This is a genomic window from Mycobacterium sp. FW102-FHT13B02, from assembly GCF_058790275.1.
This window is the reverse complement of sequence record NZ_JBYTCM010000003.1, coordinates 300,048-318,977: the sequence shown is the minus strand read 5'-3', so window position 1 is coordinate 318,977 and position 18,930 is coordinate 300,048. Positions and strand designations below refer to the sequence as shown.

General features: G+C 65.9%; 18 protein-coding genes. 12 read left to right on the top strand and 6 right to left on the bottom strand.

Annotated features, from left to right (window positions below):
* Positions 1 to 70 precede the first annotated feature (70 nt).
* The 5 genes from AC3WTE_RS07195 to AC3WTE_RS07175 all read left to right on the top strand — a co-directional run bounded on the left by AC3WTE_RS07195 (position 71) and on the right by AC3WTE_RS07175 (position 6,217).
* The gene (locus AC3WTE_RS07195; protein WP_492436652.1) at positions 71 to 2,407 is read left to right on the top strand and encodes a CehA/McbA family metallohydrolase domain-containing protein; all 2,337 of its coding nucleotides are present in this window, start codon (positions 71 to 73) and stop codon (positions 2,405 to 2,407) included.
* Between the two features lie 40 nt (positions 2,408 to 2,447).
* Complete coding sequence (locus AC3WTE_RS07190; protein WP_492436651.1) at positions 2,448 to 3,476, top strand: ABC transporter substrate-binding protein; 1,029 nt, start codon at positions 2,448 to 2,450, stop codon at positions 3,474 to 3,476.
* Positions 3,477 to 3,544: 68 nt separating this feature from the next.
* On the top strand, positions 3,545 to 4,285 hold the full coding sequence (locus tag AC3WTE_RS07185; protein ID WP_492436837.1) for an ABC transporter ATP-binding protein: 741 nt from the start codon (positions 3,545 to 3,547) through the stop codon (positions 4,283 to 4,285).
* Positions 4,251 to 5,117 carry an ABC transporter permease gene (locus AC3WTE_RS07180; protein WP_492436650.1) on the top strand — a complete coding sequence of 289 codons (867 nt, stop codon included), beginning with the start codon at positions 4,251 to 4,253 and terminating at the stop codon, positions 5,115 to 5,117. Before AC3WTE_RS07185 ends, AC3WTE_RS07180 begins: the two co-directional genes overlap by 35 nt.
* Positions 5,114 to 6,217: a hypothetical protein gene (locus tag AC3WTE_RS07175; RefSeq protein ID WP_492436649.1), complete on the top strand. Its 1,104-nt coding sequence runs from the start codon at positions 5,114 to 5,116 to the stop codon at positions 6,215 to 6,217. The genes AC3WTE_RS07180 and AC3WTE_RS07175 overlap by 4 nt, the downstream gene beginning before the upstream one ends.
* Positions 6,218 to 6,257: 40 nt before the next feature.
* Here AC3WTE_RS07175 and AC3WTE_RS07170 read toward each other — a convergent pair whose 3' ends face one another.
* The gene (locus AC3WTE_RS07170) at positions 6,258 to 7,283 is read right to left on the bottom strand and encodes a DNA topoisomerase IB (protein ID WP_492436648.1); all 1,026 of its coding nucleotides are present in this window, start codon (positions 7,281 to 7,283) and stop codon (positions 6,258 to 6,260) included.
* Positions 7,284 to 7,627: 344 nt separating this feature from the next.
* Here AC3WTE_RS07170 and AC3WTE_RS07165 point away from each other — a divergent pair, with 344 nt between their 5' ends.
* Together AC3WTE_RS07165 and AC3WTE_RS07160 are read left to right on the top strand one after the other, a co-directional pair.
* Positions 7,628 to 7,858, top strand: coding sequence for a hypothetical protein (locus AC3WTE_RS07165; RefSeq protein ID WP_492436647.1), 231 nt, complete (start codon positions 7,628 to 7,630; stop codon positions 7,856 to 7,858).
* A gap of 162 nt (positions 7,859 to 8,020) precedes the next feature.
* The gene (locus AC3WTE_RS07160) at positions 8,021 to 8,770 is read left to right on the top strand and encodes a hypothetical protein (protein WP_492436836.1); all 750 of its coding nucleotides are present in this window, start codon (positions 8,021 to 8,023) and stop codon (positions 8,768 to 8,770) included.
* A gap of 3 nt (positions 8,771 to 8,773) precedes the next feature.
* On the opposite strand, the gene AC3WTE_RS07155 is transcribed toward AC3WTE_RS07160, so the two are convergent.
* Positions 8,774 to 9,667 carry a cutinase family protein gene (locus AC3WTE_RS07155; RefSeq protein WP_492436646.1) on the bottom strand — a complete coding sequence of 298 codons (894 nt, stop codon included), beginning with the start codon at positions 9,665 to 9,667 and terminating at the stop codon, positions 8,774 to 8,776.
* Between the two features lie 221 nt (positions 9,668 to 9,888).
* Positions 9,889 to 11,304, bottom strand: a complete 1,416-nt coding sequence (locus AC3WTE_RS07150; RefSeq protein ID WP_492436645.1) for an HNH endonuclease signature motif containing protein — start codon at positions 11,302 to 11,304, stop codon at positions 9,889 to 9,891.
* Between the two features lie 317 nt (positions 11,305 to 11,621).
* On the opposite strand from AC3WTE_RS07150, the gene AC3WTE_RS07145 reads away from it, so the two are divergent.
* Genes AC3WTE_RS07145 through AC3WTE_RS07135 form a run of 3 tightly spaced genes read left to right on the top strand, consistent with a single transcriptional unit; the run spans position 11,622 to position 12,482 of the window.
* Positions 11,622 to 11,843, top strand: a complete 222-nt coding sequence (locus AC3WTE_RS07145) for a hypothetical protein (RefSeq protein WP_492436644.1) — start codon at positions 11,622 to 11,624, stop codon at positions 11,841 to 11,843.
* A complete protein-coding gene (locus tag AC3WTE_RS07140) occupies positions 11,806 to 12,063 on the top strand; it encodes a hypothetical protein (protein WP_492436643.1) in 258 nt (85 codons plus the stop codon). The genes AC3WTE_RS07145 and AC3WTE_RS07140 overlap by 38 nt, the downstream gene beginning before the upstream one ends.
* Positions 12,060 to 12,482 (top strand): DoxX family protein, encoded by a 423-nt coding sequence (locus AC3WTE_RS07135; RefSeq protein WP_492436642.1) that lies wholly within the window; start codon positions 12,060 to 12,062, stop codon positions 12,480 to 12,482. The genes AC3WTE_RS07140 and AC3WTE_RS07135 overlap by 4 nt, the downstream gene beginning before the upstream one ends.
* Here AC3WTE_RS07135 and AC3WTE_RS07130 read toward each other — a convergent pair.
* Together AC3WTE_RS07130 and AC3WTE_RS07125 are read right to left on the bottom strand one after the other, a co-directional pair.
* Entirely contained in the window at positions 12,423 to 13,157 is a 735-nt protein-coding gene (locus tag AC3WTE_RS07130; protein WP_492436641.1) for a sulfite exporter TauE/SafE family protein, read from the bottom strand. The genes AC3WTE_RS07135 and AC3WTE_RS07130 overlap by 60 nt on opposite strands.
* 62 nt (positions 13,158 to 13,219) lie before the next feature.
* Positions 13,220 to 13,879: a cysteine hydrolase family protein gene (locus AC3WTE_RS07125; protein WP_492436640.1), complete on the bottom strand. Its 660-nt coding sequence runs from the start codon at positions 13,877 to 13,879 to the stop codon at positions 13,220 to 13,222.
* 134 nt (positions 13,880 to 14,013) lie between these two features.
* On the opposite strand from AC3WTE_RS07125, the gene AC3WTE_RS07120 reads away from it, so the two are divergent.
* Together AC3WTE_RS07120 and AC3WTE_RS07115 are read left to right on the top strand one after the other, a co-directional pair.
* A complete protein-coding gene (locus AC3WTE_RS07120; RefSeq protein WP_492436639.1) occupies positions 14,014 to 15,468 on the top strand; it encodes an aldehyde dehydrogenase family protein in 1,455 nt (484 codons plus the stop codon).
* A gap of 125 nt (positions 15,469 to 15,593) precedes the next feature.
* Positions 15,594 to 17,423: an acyl-CoA dehydrogenase gene (locus AC3WTE_RS07115; RefSeq protein ID WP_492436638.1), complete on the top strand. Its 1,830-nt coding sequence runs from the start codon at positions 15,594 to 15,596 to the stop codon at positions 17,421 to 17,423.
* 50 nt (positions 17,424 to 17,473) lie between these two features.
* Here the strand turns inward: AC3WTE_RS07115 and AC3WTE_RS07110 are convergent, their stop codons facing one another.
* Positions 17,474 to 18,883, bottom strand: a complete 1,410-nt coding sequence (locus AC3WTE_RS07110) for an alkaline phosphatase family protein (RefSeq protein ID WP_492436637.1) — start codon at positions 18,881 to 18,883, stop codon at positions 17,474 to 17,476.
* Positions 18,884 to 18,930: the final 47 nt, after the last annotated feature.

Here is an 18,930-nt window from a genome sequence, read left to right as displayed (position 1 = left end):
CACTTCCTGTGATGAATCGAATCATATCTATTAACTGGACTCCTAGGTGTATTGCGGAAAGGATGGATTGATGTCCCGCGCGATTCCAGTCCGTCCGCAGAGCCCGTTGCGCAGCAATGACTGCTCTGTGGTCGCCGTGCGGGACGCCATCACAGCGGAATTCGGCGCAGTGCCGTTCCTCGGCGAGCTGCGGTGCTCGCACACGTCGGTGGTCGCCGGTGCGCTGGAGGAGATCGTCTTCACCTACACGGTCGGCCGCTCGGGTATCGCCGACAGCGGCTGGCTCAAACTCTGCTTCCGCTACTACTCCGACTGGGACCTGCAGACGGCTGACCCCGCCGGCCGCGACTACGCCAGCGCGCAGTTGGTCGGCCGGTCACTGGTGGGGCGCGCATCGGAAGCCGGCGCGGCCACCGTGCAGCAGCTGGCCGTTCGTTATGACGTCAAAGGCGGGGAACGGCCGTTCCAGAAATCGCTCCTCATCCACGCCGTCGACGGCTACCTGCGTCCTGGCGATGTGGTCGAAATCCGCCTGGGGGACAAGCGGTTCGGTGGTCCGGGTACCCGCGTGCAGACTTTCGTCGAGGACGAGTTCGAAGTGCATCTGTTCGTCGACCCGTTGGGCACCTCCAGGATGGCCCGGGCCGGCGTCAACCGACTCGCCATCGTGCCCGGCCCGCCGGAGCGGGTGGTGGTCCGCGGCCCGCGCCTCGTACGCAGCGACACCAGCGCCGTCACGCTCCGCGCTCACCTGCAGGACGGGTGGGGCAACGCCTGCACTGACACCGCCGCTACCGTGCGCGCGCTCGTCGACGGCACCACGGTGGCCGAGGCGCAGACCCCGTCCGCCGGCTGGTCGAGTGTGGCGCTGGTGGTGCCGGCGCTCGCCGGACACATCCAGGTCGTCGCCGAACCCGGTGCGGGCGTGCAGCCCGCCGAGGCCATCCTCGATGTGATCGACGACTTTCCCGCCCCGCGTGCGTTCTTCACCGACCTGCACGTACATTCCAACGACACGGTGGGCACCCAGGACACTGCGTGGAACCTGCGCTATGCCCGTGATATCGGCGCGCTCGACGTTGTCGGGTACACCGCCAATGACTTTCAGATCACCGACGATGCCTGGGTCGACGTGGTCGCCGCCTGCCAGGCCATCTCGAGCGACGGCAGCCTGGTTTGCTACCCGGGCGTCGAATGGTGCGGCACGGCAGGTGTCGGCGGTGATCACAATGTCGTTTTTCTCGGAGAGGACACCACGCTGGCGCGCTCGCTGGAGTGGCACCAGGGGATGGCCAGCACCGTGCCGACACCCCAAACCTGGCCCATCACCGAGCTTTACGCCGCTTACGAAAAGGATCCGGATTCCTACTTGCTGATCCCGCACGTGGGTGGCCGGCGCGCGATCTTGGACTGGCACCATCCCGAACTGGAACGGCTGATCGAAGTGCACTCGTCCTGGGGGACCAGCCCGTGGTTCCTCGAGGATGCGCTGGCCCGCGGTCTTCGCCTGGGCGCCAGCGCTGCCAGTGACGAGCACCGAGGCCGCCCCGGCGGTGGGGCGCCCGGCGCGAACATCTTCGGCGGATTCGGCGGCCTCACCGGAGTTCTCGCGCCGGAGCTCACCAAAGCTGACGTGGGCCGGGGCCTGCGCGCCCGCCGGACCTGGGCGACGACCGGAGCGCGGGCCGTCGCTTTGTTACGCAGCGGCGAATCCTGGATGGGCGACGAAATCGACACGGAAGATGCCGAATTGAGCATCGACTACGCGCTTTACGGTACGTCCGGCTGGGACGAAGTTGCCATCTACGACAGCGCCGGACGGGTATGGCAGCGCAATTTGCACACCGAGACCGGGCTGTCTGACGAACTCGTCCGCGTCCGGTGGGGTGGAGCGCGGCACCGCGACCGCTACCGGTGGGCGACGTGGTCGGGTGAGCTGCGCGTGTCGGGAACCGAGATTGTCGACGTAGCACCCTGGGCTGCAACGCATCCGGAACAGAACGTCGATGCAGCCGGGGATACCGTCCGCTGGCGGACCGCGACCTACGGTTCCGATATCGGCATCGTGGTGCGGTTGGCGGACCTTGCGGCAGCCCGCTTCCGAATCCAAGCGTCGGTGCTGGAGGACGGTCTGCGGGTGGACCGCGAGTTCTCGGGGGCCGAGTTGATCCGTGATCGCCACGTCGAAACCGCGGTGGGAGGACTCAATCTGCGGTTGCGTGCCGAGCGCGTGGCCGAATTCTCCGCGCTGCCCACCACGGTGACCGGCGACCTCGCCCTCGACCTGCCGCATGGAACCAGCGCGACCTACGTGCGCGCCACCCAGTCCGATGGCCATCAGGTGTGGACCAGCCCGCTGTTCGTCACCCGTTCGAGTGGCCAGGCGCGATGTCCCGAGCCGGCCTGACCTCGCGTCTCGTCCCGCTCGATCGACATCAAGGAAAACCGTGCTCTCTCATCGCTTTTTCACCAGGCTGCTTACGCTGTGCGCCGCAGTCACCGTCACCGTCGCGATCGCCGGATGTTCCCCGTCGACCAAGTCGGCATCGTCTTCTCCGGTGCCGCTGCGACTGGGGTATCTGACCCGTGTCACTCATGCCCCGGCGCTCGTCGGCGTCAATGACGGGCTGTTCGCCCAGCAGCTCGGGCCTGGGATCACCTTCACCGCGCAACCGTTCAGCACCGGCACCGAAGAGGTCACCGCGCTGTTGTCGGGCCATCTCGACGCGGCGTATGTCGGACCCAACCCCGCTTTCAACGCCTGGCAGAAGTCGAATGGCAAAGCCATCAAGATCATCTCGGGCGCTGCCAGTGGCGGTACCTCGATGGTCGTCCAGCCGGGTATCACGTCCGCCCAGGACCTCAGGGGCAAGACGGTGGCCGATCCCGCCCTCGGCGGCACCCACGATGTCAGCCTCCGCGACTGGCTTTCGAAGAACGGATTGAAGACCGATACCCAAGGCGGGGGTGATGTTTCGGTCAAGCCGACCAACCCCGAGTCGGCGATTGTCCAGCAGTTCGTGAGCAAGCAGATCGCCGGTGCGCTGGATTCCGCGCCCTTCGACGTGCAGATGATCAAGGGCGGTGGCGTGCGGTTGTGGTCGGATCCGAGCACCATCACCGTGCTGGTTGTCCGCCAGGACTTCCTGGCCGCACATCCAGACGCGGTGGCCGGACTGCTGCGCGGTCAGGTGCAGGCCAACGACAAGATCGGGGCCGATCCCGCGGCCGCAGCGCAGTCTGCCAACGCCGCACTCGCGAGAACCCTTGGTAAGGGTCTGGATCCGGAAGTTCTGGCCGAGTCGTTCAAAGAGACCACGTTCACCGACGATCCCGGGATCGCTTCGCTGCGCGAACAGGTGAGCAAGGCCGTCGCCATTGGCTTGTTGCAACCACTGAACATCGACGGCCTGTTTGATCCGGCTCCGCTCAATGGGGTGCTCGCGGCGTCGGGCAAACCGGCGGTCGCGGCGTGACCCCCTGCGCGCAAGCCGGTGAGAGCCTAGTGGCCGTGGCGATACCGCCGTCGGTGCCACAGCCGGTGTTGGAATTGGTAGAGGTCACCAAACTCTACGGAAGGGGACGCGCCGCGGTATCGGCCTTGGGCACCATCGATTTGACGGTGTCCGAGGGCGAATTCATCTGTCTGGTCGGCAGTTCGGGCTGCGGAAAGAGCACACTGCTGTCGATCATCGCCGGATTGGACGCTCCGTCGACCGGCACGGTTGACACCCACGGCCGCCGGATTGCATTGATGTTCCAGGAGCCGGCGCTGTTCCCGTGGCTGACAGCGGCAGCCAACGTCGAGCTGGCGCTGAGGGCGCGTGCGGTGCCACGGGACGTGCGTCGCAAGCGGGTGGCGCGATTGCTGGCCACCGTCGGGCTGAGTGAATTCGCCGACAAGCGTCCGCACCAGTTGTCCGGCGGCATGCGGCAGCGAGTTGCGCTGGCCCGTGCGCTCGCGCAGGACGCCGATGTGCTGTTGATGGACGAACCGTTCGGTGCGCTGGATGCCCTGACCCGGGACCGGCTGCACGAGGAGCTCGAGCGAATCGTCGAATCACGCGGACTGACAGTGGTATTCGTGACGCACAATGTGCGCGAAGCGGTGCGGTTGGCGGACCGGGTGCTTCTGCTCGGTGCGCGCCCAGGCCGCGTCGTGGAGGAGTTCCGGGTGCCGGTACGGCGTCCCCGCCAGATCAATACCGCGGAAGTCGCTGAGCTGGCGGCACACATCACCACTCGGTTGCATGAGGAAGGCAACGGTCGTCGTGATCAACAGTGAAGCGGCGACGACATCCCGGCTGTCAGCGCCGCACCGGCCTGGTCGGCTGCCGTCAGTGCTTGCGTCGGTGCGAGCGAAAACGCTGGCATTGCTGGTGTTGTTGGGAGCTTGGCAGCTGGTGTACGTGAGCGGCTGGAAATCGGCGGTGGTCCTGCCTGGCCCCGCGACGGTCGGTGCCACGCTGTGGCGACAGTCGCAGGACGCGCTGTTGTGGACGGCAGTATCGACGACGATGGTGCGCGCCCTCATCGGATTTGGACTGGCACTGCTCATCGGTGCCGCCCTGGGCAGTGTGCTGTCCCGAAACAGGCTGCTGCGAACAACCTTTGGACCGATCATTGCCGGGCTGCAGACCATGCCGGCGATTGCATGGTTTCCGTTTGCGATCATCTTCTTCGGCCTGGACACGTCGGCCATCCTGTTCGTGATCGTGATAGGTGCTGCACCGTCTGTCGCACTCGGCGTGATCGCGGGTGCTGATCACATCCCTCCGCTGCAGTTGCGCGCGGCAAAAACCATGGGATTGAAGCGGTTTGCGCTGTATCGCCACGTGATCCTGCCGGCGTCACTGCCTACGTTCGTCAGCGGGTTACGGCAGGCGTGGGCGTTCGCCTGGCGCAGCCTCATGGCCGGCGAACTGGTGGTGATGGTTGCCGGCACCGCATCCATCGGAGTTCTGCTGGAGAACGCGCAGAACATGAGTGACATGCCGTTGGCGATTGCCGTCATGATCGTCGTGCTCGTAATCGGGGTCGTGGTGGATTCGGTGTTCGGATTGGCGGACAGACAGATTCGCCGCTACTGGGGCTTGGTGGACGGTGACCGGGAATGACCGACGACGCGAAACCGTTCCGGCTTTGGGCGTTCGGTGACGCACATGTGGGCACCGACCGCCGCTTCGACAGAGACAGTCTGGCTGAGGCCATCTCACAATCGGAACGCGGCGGGTCCGACGGTGGCGCCGCGTTCGACTGGGATATCGCAGTAGATGTCGGCGACATGTCCGGTGCCCACCACCATCTGCCGGACGACGCTGAGGGGCGTGAGGTGCGACGGCAGTTCGGCAGCCTGCGCAGCCACCGGCGTGAAGACATCTACAGTGTTTGCGGCAACCATGACCGCAGTGGCCTCGACGAACGCGAGGCCTGGTGGTGGCAGAAATGGATCGACCCGCTCGGACAGCACACCACGTCTTCCGGTGTCGACAACGCCCGTCGGCCCTTCCCGGTCGACGGGGTTTGGCAGCATTACTCGTTCCGGGTGGGGAACCTGCTGTTCCTCATGTTGAGTGACCGCAACGAACCAACCCAGACTGTCGGTCGGGGCACGTTGGGCGGTAACCCCGGGGGCGTGGTGAGCGGCGAGACGTTCCGATGGTGGAAAGACATGGTGCTGGCCAATCCGGACGCGATCATCGTGACGGTGCACCACTACGTCCTCAAGGACACCACGGTCGCCTCCGGCGAATGGGAAGGCGTGCGTCGCGACGCCGACGGCCAGCCGGTGGAGCACTACCACCGGCCGTTCGCAGCGGGCACTCCGCAGGGGGCGTCATACCTGTACTGGGTGGACAGTCAGCCGGATTCCGGTGCATTCGAACAATTTCTGGCCGCACATCCTGGCCGGGTGCAGCTGTGGATCGCCGGGCATACCCATACCCATCCTGATGACGATTTCGGCGGCAAGAGCCATATCGAACAGCGTTGGGGGACATGGTTCCTCAATGCTGCCTCGTTGAGCCGGCACCATATGCCGATCACGACCCTGCCGCTGAGTCGGTTGTTGACGTTCACCCCGGGCAGCGCGGAAGTCCGTGTTCAGTGTTACCTGCACACCAGCCAGCATGCTTCGCAGGGTTGGTATGACAAGGCGGAGAAGGTGATTGGGCTCCAGACGCCGTTTCGATGGACGCCCGGATCGCAGGCAGAATGACGCGAGAACGTCAACTGCGCCCGGTCGGCGGCTTCGCCAGTCAGGTGCCTGGCGTCCTCGCAGCATGACGGATGAGTGTGCGCGTGGCCTTTTCCAGGATCGCTTGAGCCGCGGCAACGTTACGGCGCTTCTGGGCACGGTCGACGGCCGCGGCAATGGTGGAGCCTTGCTCATATGCCGTCACCACGCGGGGATCGACGTATGAACTACGTGCCACCGCCGGGGTATTGCCCAGCTGATCGGCGACTTCCCGAAAGACCGCGGCCTGCGCCCGGCGCGCAGCGGTCTTCGTGTCCGCAGGTGCGGCACCGGCGAAACCGACAGCAGCCAGTACGGTGCCGTGCCACGTCCTCAGGTCCTTGACGCTGTACTCCTCGCCGGCGAGCTCTTTGAACCTGGCGTTCAAATCCTCGGCATGCACTTCGGCGCGACCGGAATCGGCGCGGCACCACAAGAGTCGATCGCCTGGTCCTTGACCACGGCGCAACGCGCGGACCGCCCGAACCACTTGTCGATCGGTGAGTTCCAGGTATCGCTGTACGCCGCTCTTCGCCGGGTAGTCGAACACCACTGTGTCGCCGCGCACCTTCACATGTTCACAGCGCAAGGTCGCCAGGCCGCAGGAATCGTTGTCCTGGGCGTACTCCTCGCCGCCGGCACGGAAATAGCCCCGGTCGATCAGATGCAGCGCCAACGCGAGTACACGTTCGCGGTCAAGACCGCGGCCGGCGAGATCAGCGGCGACGTGGCGGCGCCAGTCGGGCAGCACCCCGGACATCTGCAGCACCCGGTCGAACTTCTCCTCGGTGCGTTCCTGTTGCCACACCGCGTGATAGAGATACTGCCGGCGGCCCGCGGCATCGGTGCCGACCGCCTGAATGTGCCCGTTGCCGTGCGGGCTTATCCAGACCTGTCGCCATGCCGGCGGTATCACCAGTTCTTGAATCCGTTGCAGTGTGGCGTCGCTGGTGATGGGTGCACCGCTCGGGTCGTAGTAGGAGAAGCCATCGCCGCGCCGTCTCCGAGTGATGCCGGGCGTGCCGACATCGCTATGCCGCAATCGCATGGCGGGCTACTCGGCGTCTGTGTCGCATCGTCGGCTCTTACCCCGGATCGGCGTCGGCGACACCTCGGTCCGGCGCTGCCGTCAACCGATGCGGTACCGGACAAAATGATGCGTGGATCACAGTGTCCTGCGTCACACTCTGAGCAGTCTGCTCAACATTTCCGCTGGCTGTTGACGTAGCGCGGGCGTCACGGCAGATTTCGCGGCACCGATTGCTCGTTGTTTGGCATTGCAGGTCTCGATCTGCGCTGGGGAGATTGCGGGACAAGGGGATCGGCGGTGCGTGAGCGGTCAGCAGCTGCCGGCACCAGACCTTCGCACGCAACAACACACTGAGGAAATTGATGTCCCGTTCAGGTCTGAAGAACGCCGCCACCGTCCGTCGCATCGCGGCCGCAATCGGCGCCGGCGCCCTTGTGGCCATGGCTGTCGCCTCCGTGGCAGATGCGCAGCCCGTGCCGAACAAGCCGGTGAGCACCGATGGCGCGACCACGACCAGCACAGTCCCGCCGACTGCGCCGCTGACCCCCTCGGCCAGCCCGGTGGTCAAGGCGACGTTCTACGGGAAGGGCTAGACCGCAATCTTCGCCGCCGCCGACCCCAGGAAGACCCGCGCCGACCGTTCAGGTCTGTATCGGTCGTTATCGGCGGCGCTGCGCTCACAGGTACCGCAAGGTTGTGCCGGTATCGTCGCACGCACTCCGCGGCGGACGGGGCGTTGACGGTGGAGATTGATGATGTGGCCCGCAGTGTGGTCGGAAGTGCGGTGGGCGTTCACCCCGCCGCGCAGCTGGCTGCTGGGTGTGGCGGCCAACTTCGTTTTCGCCGTGCTGTGGCTCGCCGTGGAACCGTTGACCTCCGGGGGCCGTCATCACCATGACTGGGTGATTCTGGTCGGCACCTATTTCTCGTCGTTCGTGCTCGCCGACACCACGACGACCAATGTGCTCGGCGCCGATCATGACCGGGTCCAGCAAGGGCTGGCGGAATCGGTGGCGCCGTGGCGGATCCTGCTGCACAAGAATCTGGCGTTGCTGATCCTCATCGGACTTCCGACACTCGGGGCTGCCGCGGTATTGACCGTCTGCTTGGAAAGCCCGGCCCGGCTCGGTGTGACGATCCCGAACGTCGCGGTGCCGATCCTGTCTTGGCTTGGACTGGGTAATGCGGTGTCGGTGCTGCTGCCGGTGGCCGAAGTTCCGTTGGTGCAGCGGTGGAGCCAGCGCCATGACCGGCGCCGGATCGCGCTGTGGCTGTCGTCGTTGGCCTTGCCGTACGCGCTGTACTTCATCGCCGACCCCATCGGTGGGGTCGAACACCGCGAGCTGTGGCGGGCGCTCCCGACCGCCGTCGCCCATGTCGTCGGTCCCGTGCTCGGTCGTGACACCAAAAGTGCTGTACACCTAGCTGTCGCGGTGGTCGTGTGGATCGCGGGTACGTTGTTCGCGGATTGGTGGGTGCGGCGCCGGGGTGTGCAGTTCCGGTAGCGGTTACTGGGGCACGGTGTCCGGGGTCGGTGCAGCCTGCTCCGGCCCCGGCAGCCATGGCGCGCTCGCCGGCATATGGGCGGGCGCCGCGCTGCTCGGCGGAGTCGCAGCGGGAGCGGGCTGACCGCGGCCCGCTTGGTCGGCGGCCTGCACCGCCGTTGACGACCACGGTGCGGGGCCGGCCAGTGCATCGGCCGCCCACCCCGCCTGCAGTTGACGCGCCGCAAAGTTGACGCCCTGAGTGACCAGTCCGCTGTCGACGTAACTGTTGTGGGCATCGAAGCTCGACCCGTGCGCGTCACAGACCAGGTCGTTGGAAACACACAGATCGGTGGTCTTGGGCTGATACACCGGTCCGACGATGACGGAGGGCGAGCCGATGGCCCGCATGAATCGTGCGGACGGCTTGCCGAACAAGGCAACGGCGGCAACATGATCCGCGACGTCCGGCGGCATGGGCGCCGGCACCTCGGCAGCTGAGATCCCGTCGGGGATGGTGCCCGCGGTGACGAAGCCCGCAACGGCGGCGCCCTGCGAGAACCCGCCGAGCACCATCTTGGTCCGGGGACAGGCCGCCGCGGTCGTCACGATCTGCCTACGTGCGTCGCGAATGCCGTCGACGGCGGTGGGGAAGTCGGTGGTCGCGGGGTAGTCGACGGCATATACATCAAGGGTTTTCGGGCTGATGGCGGTGCGCAGGCCATTGATGAATGCGGTTCCGACCCCACCGGGGCCCGGTGCTTCATCGGTGCCGCGGGCGAAGATGATCTGGGTGTCGGGGCAGTCGGCCGCGTGCGCTGCCGGCAGTAGCGCGGCGGACAGTAATCCTGGCGGTACCACCAGGATTGCGGCAGTCGTCAGGCTTCTGATTCGGCTTCTGCTTTTGCTTGGCCTCACTGGTCTATGTTGACACACCGGCACCTCGTCTGCTCGTTAGCTGCGCTCGGCGCGTTGGAATCGTGACATACCAAAAGTCCGTTATTGCCTGTTAGCGGTGACTGATTCGGTGGTGGCGTGCCGCATCTGGTGCGGGCCAGAAAGGCTACCGGCAGTCGTCGTCCAGGCATGCCGTATCCGCGGCGCACGCGGTGTCGTGCCACCGGATGCTGGGCGCCGGGTTAGCTTGTGGGACTGTCGCTTTCACCCTCGCCGTCCTCACCATCGCCGTCCTCGCTCTCGGGTGGGTAGAGGGTGGGGTGGTGGTATTGGTTGGTTCTGGGTTGGCCGATGTCGAGTAGTGGTGGTGGGGTCCAGTGGGCGCGGCCGTTTTTCATGGTGGTGGTCCAGCCGCCAGCGTGGGCGGCTCGGTTGTCGCAGCCGCAGGCCAGGGTGAGGTTGGTGATGTCGGTGGGCCCGTCATCACGCCAGTCGGTGTTGACGTGGTGGGCTTGGCAGCGGGAGGCGGGGGCGGTGCAATTGGGTTTGGTGCAGCCGCGGTCACGGGCGAACAGCATGATGCGCTGCCCGGTGGTGGCGGTGCGACGGGCCCGACCTAGATAGAGGGGGATGGTGGTGTGCTGATCGAACACCGCCAGATAATGGTGGGCCCCTTGGGTGGCCATCCGGATCAGATCGCGTACCGGCAGGCGGCTGCCCGTGTGGGTGACCGCGATTCCGGCGCCGCGTTCGAGGTCCTGCACCGTCGTGGTCGCCACCACCGCGACCGGGAGCCCGTTGTGCTCGCCCAGCATGCCGGAGGCCAGGATCATCCGGCCCACCACTTTGAACGCGTCATGCTGGCGCTGAGCCACGGTGCGGGTGTCGCCCGCGATCTGGGCTTGGGTCGGTGTGCCCGAGATGCAGGGTTCGGGGTCGGTGGGGTTGCACATTCCGGGGGCGGCCAACTTTTCGAACAATGCCTCCCAGTAGGCGCGGGCTTCCGGATCGAGGCTGGCCTTGACCTCCGAGCGCCCATCGGGCTGCTGTTTACCGATCACGAAGGAGCGTTTGGGGTCGGGTTCGTCGTCGTCGGGTTCGGGGCCGTCCTGATCGAGCCGGTACAGCAGATCGGCGGCGGCTTTGCGCAGTTCCTCGGGGGTTTGGTATCGGGCTGCGGCGACCAGGTCGCGTTCGCACTGCGCCAACGTGGCCGGGTCCAGCCACAGCGGCACCTTCGCGAAAAAGTTCGTGATTACCGCGATGTGCTCGGTGTTGATGGCACCGTCGGCTTGGGCGGCGGCGACCAGTTCCCACACCGGGCCCAGGGGTTCGCCGGTGATCGCCGAGCGGGGCCCGAGATGGTCGGCGTCGCGGACCCTTCGGCGGGCTTCCTCGCGGCTGATGCGGTGCCGGATGTGCAGGACTTCGGGCCAGTCTTTGGCGCCGATGTCTTTGGCGGTGGCCTGGGTCTGGGCGGCGGCCAAAATCTGGTGGTCGACCGCCTCGGCGGCGCATTTGAGGGTTTCGCGGCGGGACTGCAACTCCAACAAGACCGCGATGGGCAGTCCGGTGTAGTCCAGGGCTGCGACGCGGGCCAGCGCTGCGTCGAGGTTGGCATAGGCCTCCTCGACGAGAGCGCTGCTGGCGATGCCCATATCCGAACACTAGTTCGAAGCACCGACAATTCGCTGTGCCGAATGTGGCCCCAGTTACCTACTGTGACCAGCGCAAACAAAGTGACCAAAGTTTTTTTTGGACGCGCTGCGGCGGCGCTACGGAATCAAGCCGCGAACCGACTTCAGCACGCTACGTACCGCACTCTCGGTGACCGTGATTGGCGACAGGACGGTCTCGGCGACTCCGACGATGGCCTCGACGCGCGTCACGATGGCCTCCATCCGATCGACGACGCCGAAAATGCGGGGCGCCAGCTCATCGATCTGGGTGATGGGGGGTCGGGGACAAGGACAGGTTGCTCGTCGAGGTGTTCGACGAGTGGATCGCCGCAGTGCACCGTGATCGCGGGCCGGGCCGCGAATCGGTGGAACCGTTGACGCCCGACGGTGCGGTTGACGCCGTAATCGAGCTACTCACGCCGTTTCTGCACTACTTCGCCGAGGGCGCCGTGTTGTCCCCGGCAATACTCCTCGATCATCGTGCGCGGCAGCCACGAATCGACGATCTTCTTCCGTGAGCTCGCCCTCGCCTTGGTCGCCGAGATGGAGTCGGTCCTGGCGCAAGCAGGGCTTTCAAAGGCCGCGGCCGCCCGCGCAGCCCGGGTCGTCTACTTCGCCTACCTCGGCATCGTCATGACCGGTGGCAACCATGCTTCCGGTGGTGCTTCGGTGCCCGACCAGATAAGCGACGTCGTCCGTTGCGTCATCCACGATTCAGCACGAGGAGATGAGCAGTGACCGGAATCCCGCACTACTGGTGGCCTACCGCACTCTTGGCGGCGGTGCTGTTCGGTGACGCGTTGATGTCGATTCGCCCGCCGCAGTTCGTCCGCGGATGTCTTGCGGGAGTGCGGCTTCCGGAGGATTGGTGGTGGGTGCTGATCGTCGTAAAGCTGCTGGCCGTGGCGGGGCTGCTGGCTGGGCTGAAATATCCCGGCATCGGAGTGGCCGCCAACGTCGGCGTGATCGCCTACTTCCTGTGCGCGGCCTACGCGCATTACCGCGCGAATTTCCTCAAGCGGGAGTTCTGGCTGAACTGCCTTGGCATGCTGGGACTCTCGGTCGGCGTGTTCGAATTTCGTACGCGGTGTAACCGGCTACTGCAGCATCATCACCGTGAACGCGACCATGCTGACCGCCACGATGCAGGCTCGTAGGACGTTGGGCGGCAGGCGGCGACCGACGCGCGCCCCGATGTAGCCACCGATCGTGGAGCCGACGGCGAGCAGCAGCGCCGGTAGCCACGCCACATGGCCGACGGCGATGAAGATGATGGCCGCGACCGAATTGACCAGTCCCACAGAGATGTTCTTGACGCCATTGAGTCGTTGTAGATCTTCGGACACGAACAACCCGAACAGGGCCATCATGATGATGCCTTGCGCCGCACCGAAATAGCCGCCGTATATCGCGCAGCCGAACACGCCCGCGTACAGCGGGGTGGCATGGTCGGTGGTCAGTTCGGCGCCGCGGCGCGCATCCAGGGTCCGGCGCAACACAGGCTGCACCAGCACCAGGACACCGGCCAGCAGGATCAGCCACGGCACCACCGCGGTGAACGCACCGGGTGGAAGCTTGAGCAGCAGCACTGCCCCGACGATCGCCCCGGCCAGCGAGACAACGCCGAGCCGGAGGATGCGGGCGCCCTGGCCGCCGAGCTCGTGCCGGTAGCCGTAGGCACCGGTGAAGTTGCCCGGGACCAACCCGACGGAGTTGGACATGTTGGCCACCAGCGGCGGGTAACCGACGGCCATCAGAACGGGGAAGGTGATCAGGCTGCCGGAGCCGACCACCGCGTTGATCACGCCCGCGGCGACGCCGGCCAGCAGCACCGCGGTGATCGCGAGGGCGGTCAGGGGCGCGTCTTACTGTGCGGTCTCACGTTCTGAATTCTTCACGGGGCCGGCGCGGCCGTCGCAGCGGCCTGGAAGAACTGCTCGACATCGGCGGTGGTCAGCGTCGCGACGCCGATGAGTGCCAGGTCCGCGAGTCGCTCCGGCGTCACCTGCGAGGTGGCGTCGGTGACCAGCGCGGCGCGGTAGTCGCGCTCGGAGGCGTCGAACAGCGTCGCCCGCGGGCAGTTCGGCAGGTTGCAGCCGGCCACCACGACGGTGTTGACCGCCAGGTCGCGCAGATGCTCGTCGAGCGAGGTGCGGTAGAACGCCGACCACCGTGGCTTGAACATGACGACCTCACCGGCCGCCACGTGCTGGACACCGCCGGCCAGGAGCGAGTCGTAGTCGAGGGGATGTGCCAGCAGCTCGGCGGGCACCGCGGCGCCGTCGGTGTGCGGTGCGGCGATCTGCCGGCCGGCCTCTATGGCGGCCCGCCGGGGCGGATCGGCGTCGCTGCCGCCGGGGACGTACAGCCGCACGATGTGCACGATCGGCCGGTGCGCTGCGCGGAACGCCGCGAGTAGTCGCGCCATGGCGGGCAGCTGTTCGGCGGTGCCGTCGACTTGCGCCGGACCCGAGACGAAATCGTTTTGCACGTCGATCAGCACCAGGGCGCTGCGCGCCAGGTCAGGGGAGGTGTAGTCGCGGCCGGCAGACACATTCCCGATCTTTCCAGACAACTCGCCGACGCGAGCCACTCTTGACGACCTAATGACGGCAATGCTAAGCAACTGCACAGCATTTGTTGTGTGCCCACCCCGGGGCGCGCACTGCTGACGATGAGAGGCACGCGATGACGCTGCAGTCGGTCTTGGAGGACATCCAGAAGCGCCCGGGTACGGGCGATGTCATCCCGATCATCGATCCGGTGAGCGAGGAACAGATCGGCGAGTTCACCGATTGCGGCCCCGAGTTCGTCGACGAGGCCGTCGCGCGCGCCAAGTCGTCTTTCGAGTCCGGGGTCTGGTCCGGTCTGCCCGGCCGTGAGCGCGCCAAGATCCTGTGGCGCATCGCCGACCTGATCGACGAGCACACAGCTGAGTTCGCGGCCATCGACTCGGCCAACACCGGCATGATGAAGATGCAGTCCGAGCTCGTCGTTCCGACCTGCGCCGAGTTCTTCCGCTATTACGCCGGCTGGTGTTCCAAGATCAACGGCACCGCCTACGACATCCGCACCAGCGGCATCGCCTCGGACGCCTATGTCGACCAGCACGGCTACACGCTGCGAGAGCCCTATGGCGTCGTCGGCCTGATTTTCCCCTGGAACGGTCCGATCTTCAACGCCTGCGCCAAGATCGCGCCGGCGCTGGCCGCGGGCTGCAGCAGCTTGGTGAAACCGGCTGAGGAGACGCCCCTTTCAGCGCTGCTGCTGGACCGCCTGATTCACGAGGCCGGCGTGCCCGAAGGTGTCGTCAACCTGATCACCGGCTACGGTCACACCGCGGGTGCTGCCATCACCGCGCATCCCGATGTCGAGAAGGTCGCCTTCACGGGTTCGACCGAAGTCGGCAAGGAGATCGTCAAGGCCTCGGCGGGAAACCTGAAGAAGGTCATGCTGGAACTCGGTGGCAAGTCGCCCGTGCTGATCTTCGACGACGCCGATCTCGACAAGGCCATCTTCGGCGCGGCCATGGGCATCTTCATTCACTCCGGCCAGGGATGTGTCTGCGGCTCAAGGATTTTCGTGCAGCGCGGGGTCTACGACCAGGTGGTCGAGGGCATTGCGGGCGTGGCCAACTTCATGAAGTACGGCGGGCCGGATGAAGAGGGCGTGATGAGCGGCCCACTGATCAGCGCCAAGCAGCTGAACCGTGTTCTGGGCTTCATCGACGAAGGCCGCAGCGACGGCGTCGAGATCGTCGCGGGCGGGTACCGGCTGGACCGCAAGGGCTACTTCGTGCACCCGACGGTGTTGACCAACGTCGACCCCGGAATGCGCCTGTACCAGCAGGAGATCTTCGGTCCGGTGGTGAGCATCCTGCCGTTCGACACCGAGGACGAGGCCGTCGCCATGGCCAACGACACGAGCTACGGTCTGGCGGCCACCGCATGGACCACCAACGTCAGCCGGGCGCACCGCATCGTCAAGCGGCTGCAGGCCGGCAGCGTTCAGGTCAACTGCCAGTTGGTCTTTGACCACGACCTGCCCTTCGGTGGCTACAAGCAGTCCGGTTGGGGCCAGGAATTCGGTCGCGAAGGGCTCGAGGCCTATCTCAAGAACAAGAGCGTCGTCGTCCAGCTGTGAGTCACCGCCCGGCAATGTGACGTAGGTCACGTCTGGGCGTGACCTCGCACCCTTCGGGTCCGTAACCGTAGGTTGTCGCAACCTACGGTTGCGTACCTTGTGGGGCGGCGCGGATCCTGAGCCGCGTGAGCCACTACATCGCCAACGTGCGCGATATCGAATTCAATCTGTTCGAAGTGCTGCCACTCGGTGCGGCCCTGGATGCGGGTGGCTATGGCGACCTTGACGCCGATACCGCACGATCGATCCTCGACGAGGTCTCCAAGCTGGCCGAAGACGTTGCCGCAGAGACGTTTGTCGAGGCCGACCGCAATCCGCCGGTGTTCCTGCCCGACGAGCACCGGATCACGGTGTCCGAGGAGCTGGCCAAGACGGTGCGGTTGGTCAAGGAGGCCGAGTGGTGGCGGCTGGGCCTCGATGAGCGCGCCGGCGGGACGCCCGCACCGGCGGCGCTGGTGTGGGCGACCCAGGAAATGCTCATCTCGGCCAACCCGTCAGCTACCTTCCTGTACGGCCTCGGGCCGGCGATGGCTCACACGCTGGCCGAGGTCGGCACCGAAGAGCAGCAGCATTGGGCACGGACGGCGATGGACAAGGGCTGGGCCGGCACCATGGTGCTGACCGAGCCGGACGCCGGCTCCGACGTCGGCGCGGGACGGGCCAAGGCCATCGAACAGCCCGACGGCACCTGGCACATCGAAGGCGTCAAGCGCTTCATCTCTGGTGGCGATGTCGGTGATACCGCCGAGAACGTCTTCCACCTGGTGCTGGCCCGCCCTGTCGGGGCAGTCCCGGGCACCAAGGGACTCAGTCTGTTCTTCGTACCGAACTTCCTGTTCGACTCCGAGACACTCGAACTGGGTGAGCGCAACGGCGTGTACGTGACCGGCCTCGAGCACAAGATGGGCATCAAATCCTCACCCACCTGCGAGCTGACGTTCGGTGCCCACGGCAAACCGGCCATCGGCTATCTCGTGGGTGGCGTACACAACGGCATCGCGCAGATGTTCAAAGTCATCGAGAACGCTCGAATGACGGTGGGCGTCAAGGCCGCCGGCACCCTGTCCACCGGCTACCTCAACGCGCTGGCCTACGCCAAGGAACGCATCCAGGGCGCGGATATCACCCACATGGCCGACAAGACCGCGCCGCGCGTGGCGATCATCGAACACCCCGACGTGCGACGCAGCCTGATGACGCAGAAGGCGTACGCCGAAGGGCTGCGGTCGGTCTACCTGTACACCGCGGCTTATCAGAATGCCGATGTCGCCCAGCTTGTTTCAGGTGCTGATGCCGATTTGGCGCACCGGGTGAACGAACTGCTGCTGCCGATCGTGAAAGGCGTCGGCTCCGAACGCGCCTACGAAATGCTGTCGGAATCACTGCAGACGTTCGGCGGCTCGGGGTTCCTGCAGGATTACCCCATCGAGCAGTACATCCGCGACGCCCGCATCGACGCGCTGTACGAGGGCACCACGGCCATCCAGTCGCTGGACTTCTTCTTCCGCAAGATCATCCGGGACCAGGGTGCGGCGCTGGCCCACGTATCCAGCCAGATCTCGGCCACCATCGACGCGGCAGGCCCGGCCTTCAAAGCCGAAACCGAGCGGCTGGCAACGGCTCTGGCGGATGTGCAGGCGATGGCCGCCGCGCTGACCGGGTACCTCATGGCCGCCCAGGGCGACCCCGGCCAGTTGTACAAGGTGGGCCTTGGCTCGGTGCGGTTCCTGCTCGCCGTCGGCGACCTGATGATCGGATGGCGGTTGATCCTCGCCGCTCGGGTCGCCCAGGCGGCGCTCGACGGAGCCACCGAACGCGACCACGCGTTCTATACCGGCAAGGTGGCGGTGGCGAAGTTCTTCGCGAAAAACATGCTGCCGCTGCTGAGCTCGGTGCGCGAGGTCATCGAAACCCTCGACACGGACGTCATGGAGCTGGAGAACGCGGCCTTCTAGGGATTTGTGCATGATTTCCGCGCACGCCGCGAATAATCGTGCCCAAATTGCTAGCTCACCCGCGGTTTGGCGCCCGGCAGTTGCACGGGTCGGCTCTGCGGTGTCGGGGGCACCACCGGCGGCGGGAGCTGGTCGGAAACGTTGGCGCGCAACACTTCCTGGTCCACGCCGGGAAACGCCACGGGTTGCCCGGCTGACTGGTCGAGACGCAGCGCCGACCGCAGGTCGCCGAACGTCCGGCGCCGCCACGCGGAGATGTTGGGTTCGCGCACACCGGTGAACCACTCCAGGAACCGCAGGGTCGAGGTGTGGTCGAACGTCTCTCCGGCCACCCAGCCGCCCGCGGTCCACGGCGAGACGATGATGCACGGCACCCGGTAGCCGCCGCCGATCGGCTGGCCGCGCACGAATTCGTCCGGCGTTCCGGCCGCCGGGAGCGGCGGGATGACGTGGTCGAACAGGCCGTCGTTCTCGTCGTAATTGAGGATGAAGACCGTCTTGGCCCATGCCTCGGGATTGGCTGCGATGGCGTTGATGCGGTCGGCGATGAACTTGGCGCCGTCGGCGGGACGGTAGTCGGGGTGCTCACATTCGGCTGCGCTCGGAATGATCCATGACACCGCAGGCAGGCGGCCGGCGCGGGCATCTGATTCGAACGAACCGGGCGGTGACTTTGCAGTTCCCTTGCGGTACAACGGTGAATCCTGTGGCGCTTGCCGGTACTGGGCGAACTGCTCGAGGAGGTTCAGCCCATAGTCGTCGCTCTCGTTGTAGACCTTCCAACTGACTCCGGCAGTTTCAAGCCGCTCGGCGTAGGTGGTCCAGGTGTAGCCGCGGCCGGGCGTGACGTTCTTGATGATCGGTCCGCCGCCGAGGTCGGCGGGGTCGATGGTGCCGGTCATCCACATCATCCGGTTCGGCCAGGTGGGCCCGAGCACCGAGCTGTGATACGCGTCGCACACTGTGAAGGCATCTGCCAGGGCGAAGTGGAACGGGATGTCCTCGCGCTGGTAGTACCCCATGACGTACGGGCCGTTTGCACCGTCGGCCTTGCGATGCGCCGGCAGCCAGTTGTCCATGCGACCGCCGGCCAGTGCTTCGTGCTGGACCGACCAGGCGTGTGAGGTGGACGGGATCTTCTGCACGCTGTTGGTCGCACTGTCCAGGTGGAACGGCAAGGTGTAGCCGTCGGGGTTCTCCGGGTCGGGTTGCTGAAACACGCTGGCGCCGCCCGGAAGTGTGGCTGCGTTGGGATCCCCGAACCCGCGGACGCCGGCCATGGTGCCGAAATAGTGGTCGAACGAGCGGTTCTCCTGCATCAGCAGCACGACGTGCTCGATCGGTTGCGGCGCCACCGGCTCTGCGAGGGCCTGCTGCACGTTGCTCGGCATGGCGCCGAACGCCGCGGCCAGCGCGGAGCTGCCGAGGAAACGTCGCCGCGTCAACATCGGTCCGCCCATGTCCGTCCCTCCGTGGGCTTTCTGCCCCGTCGATCAGATCACAGTTC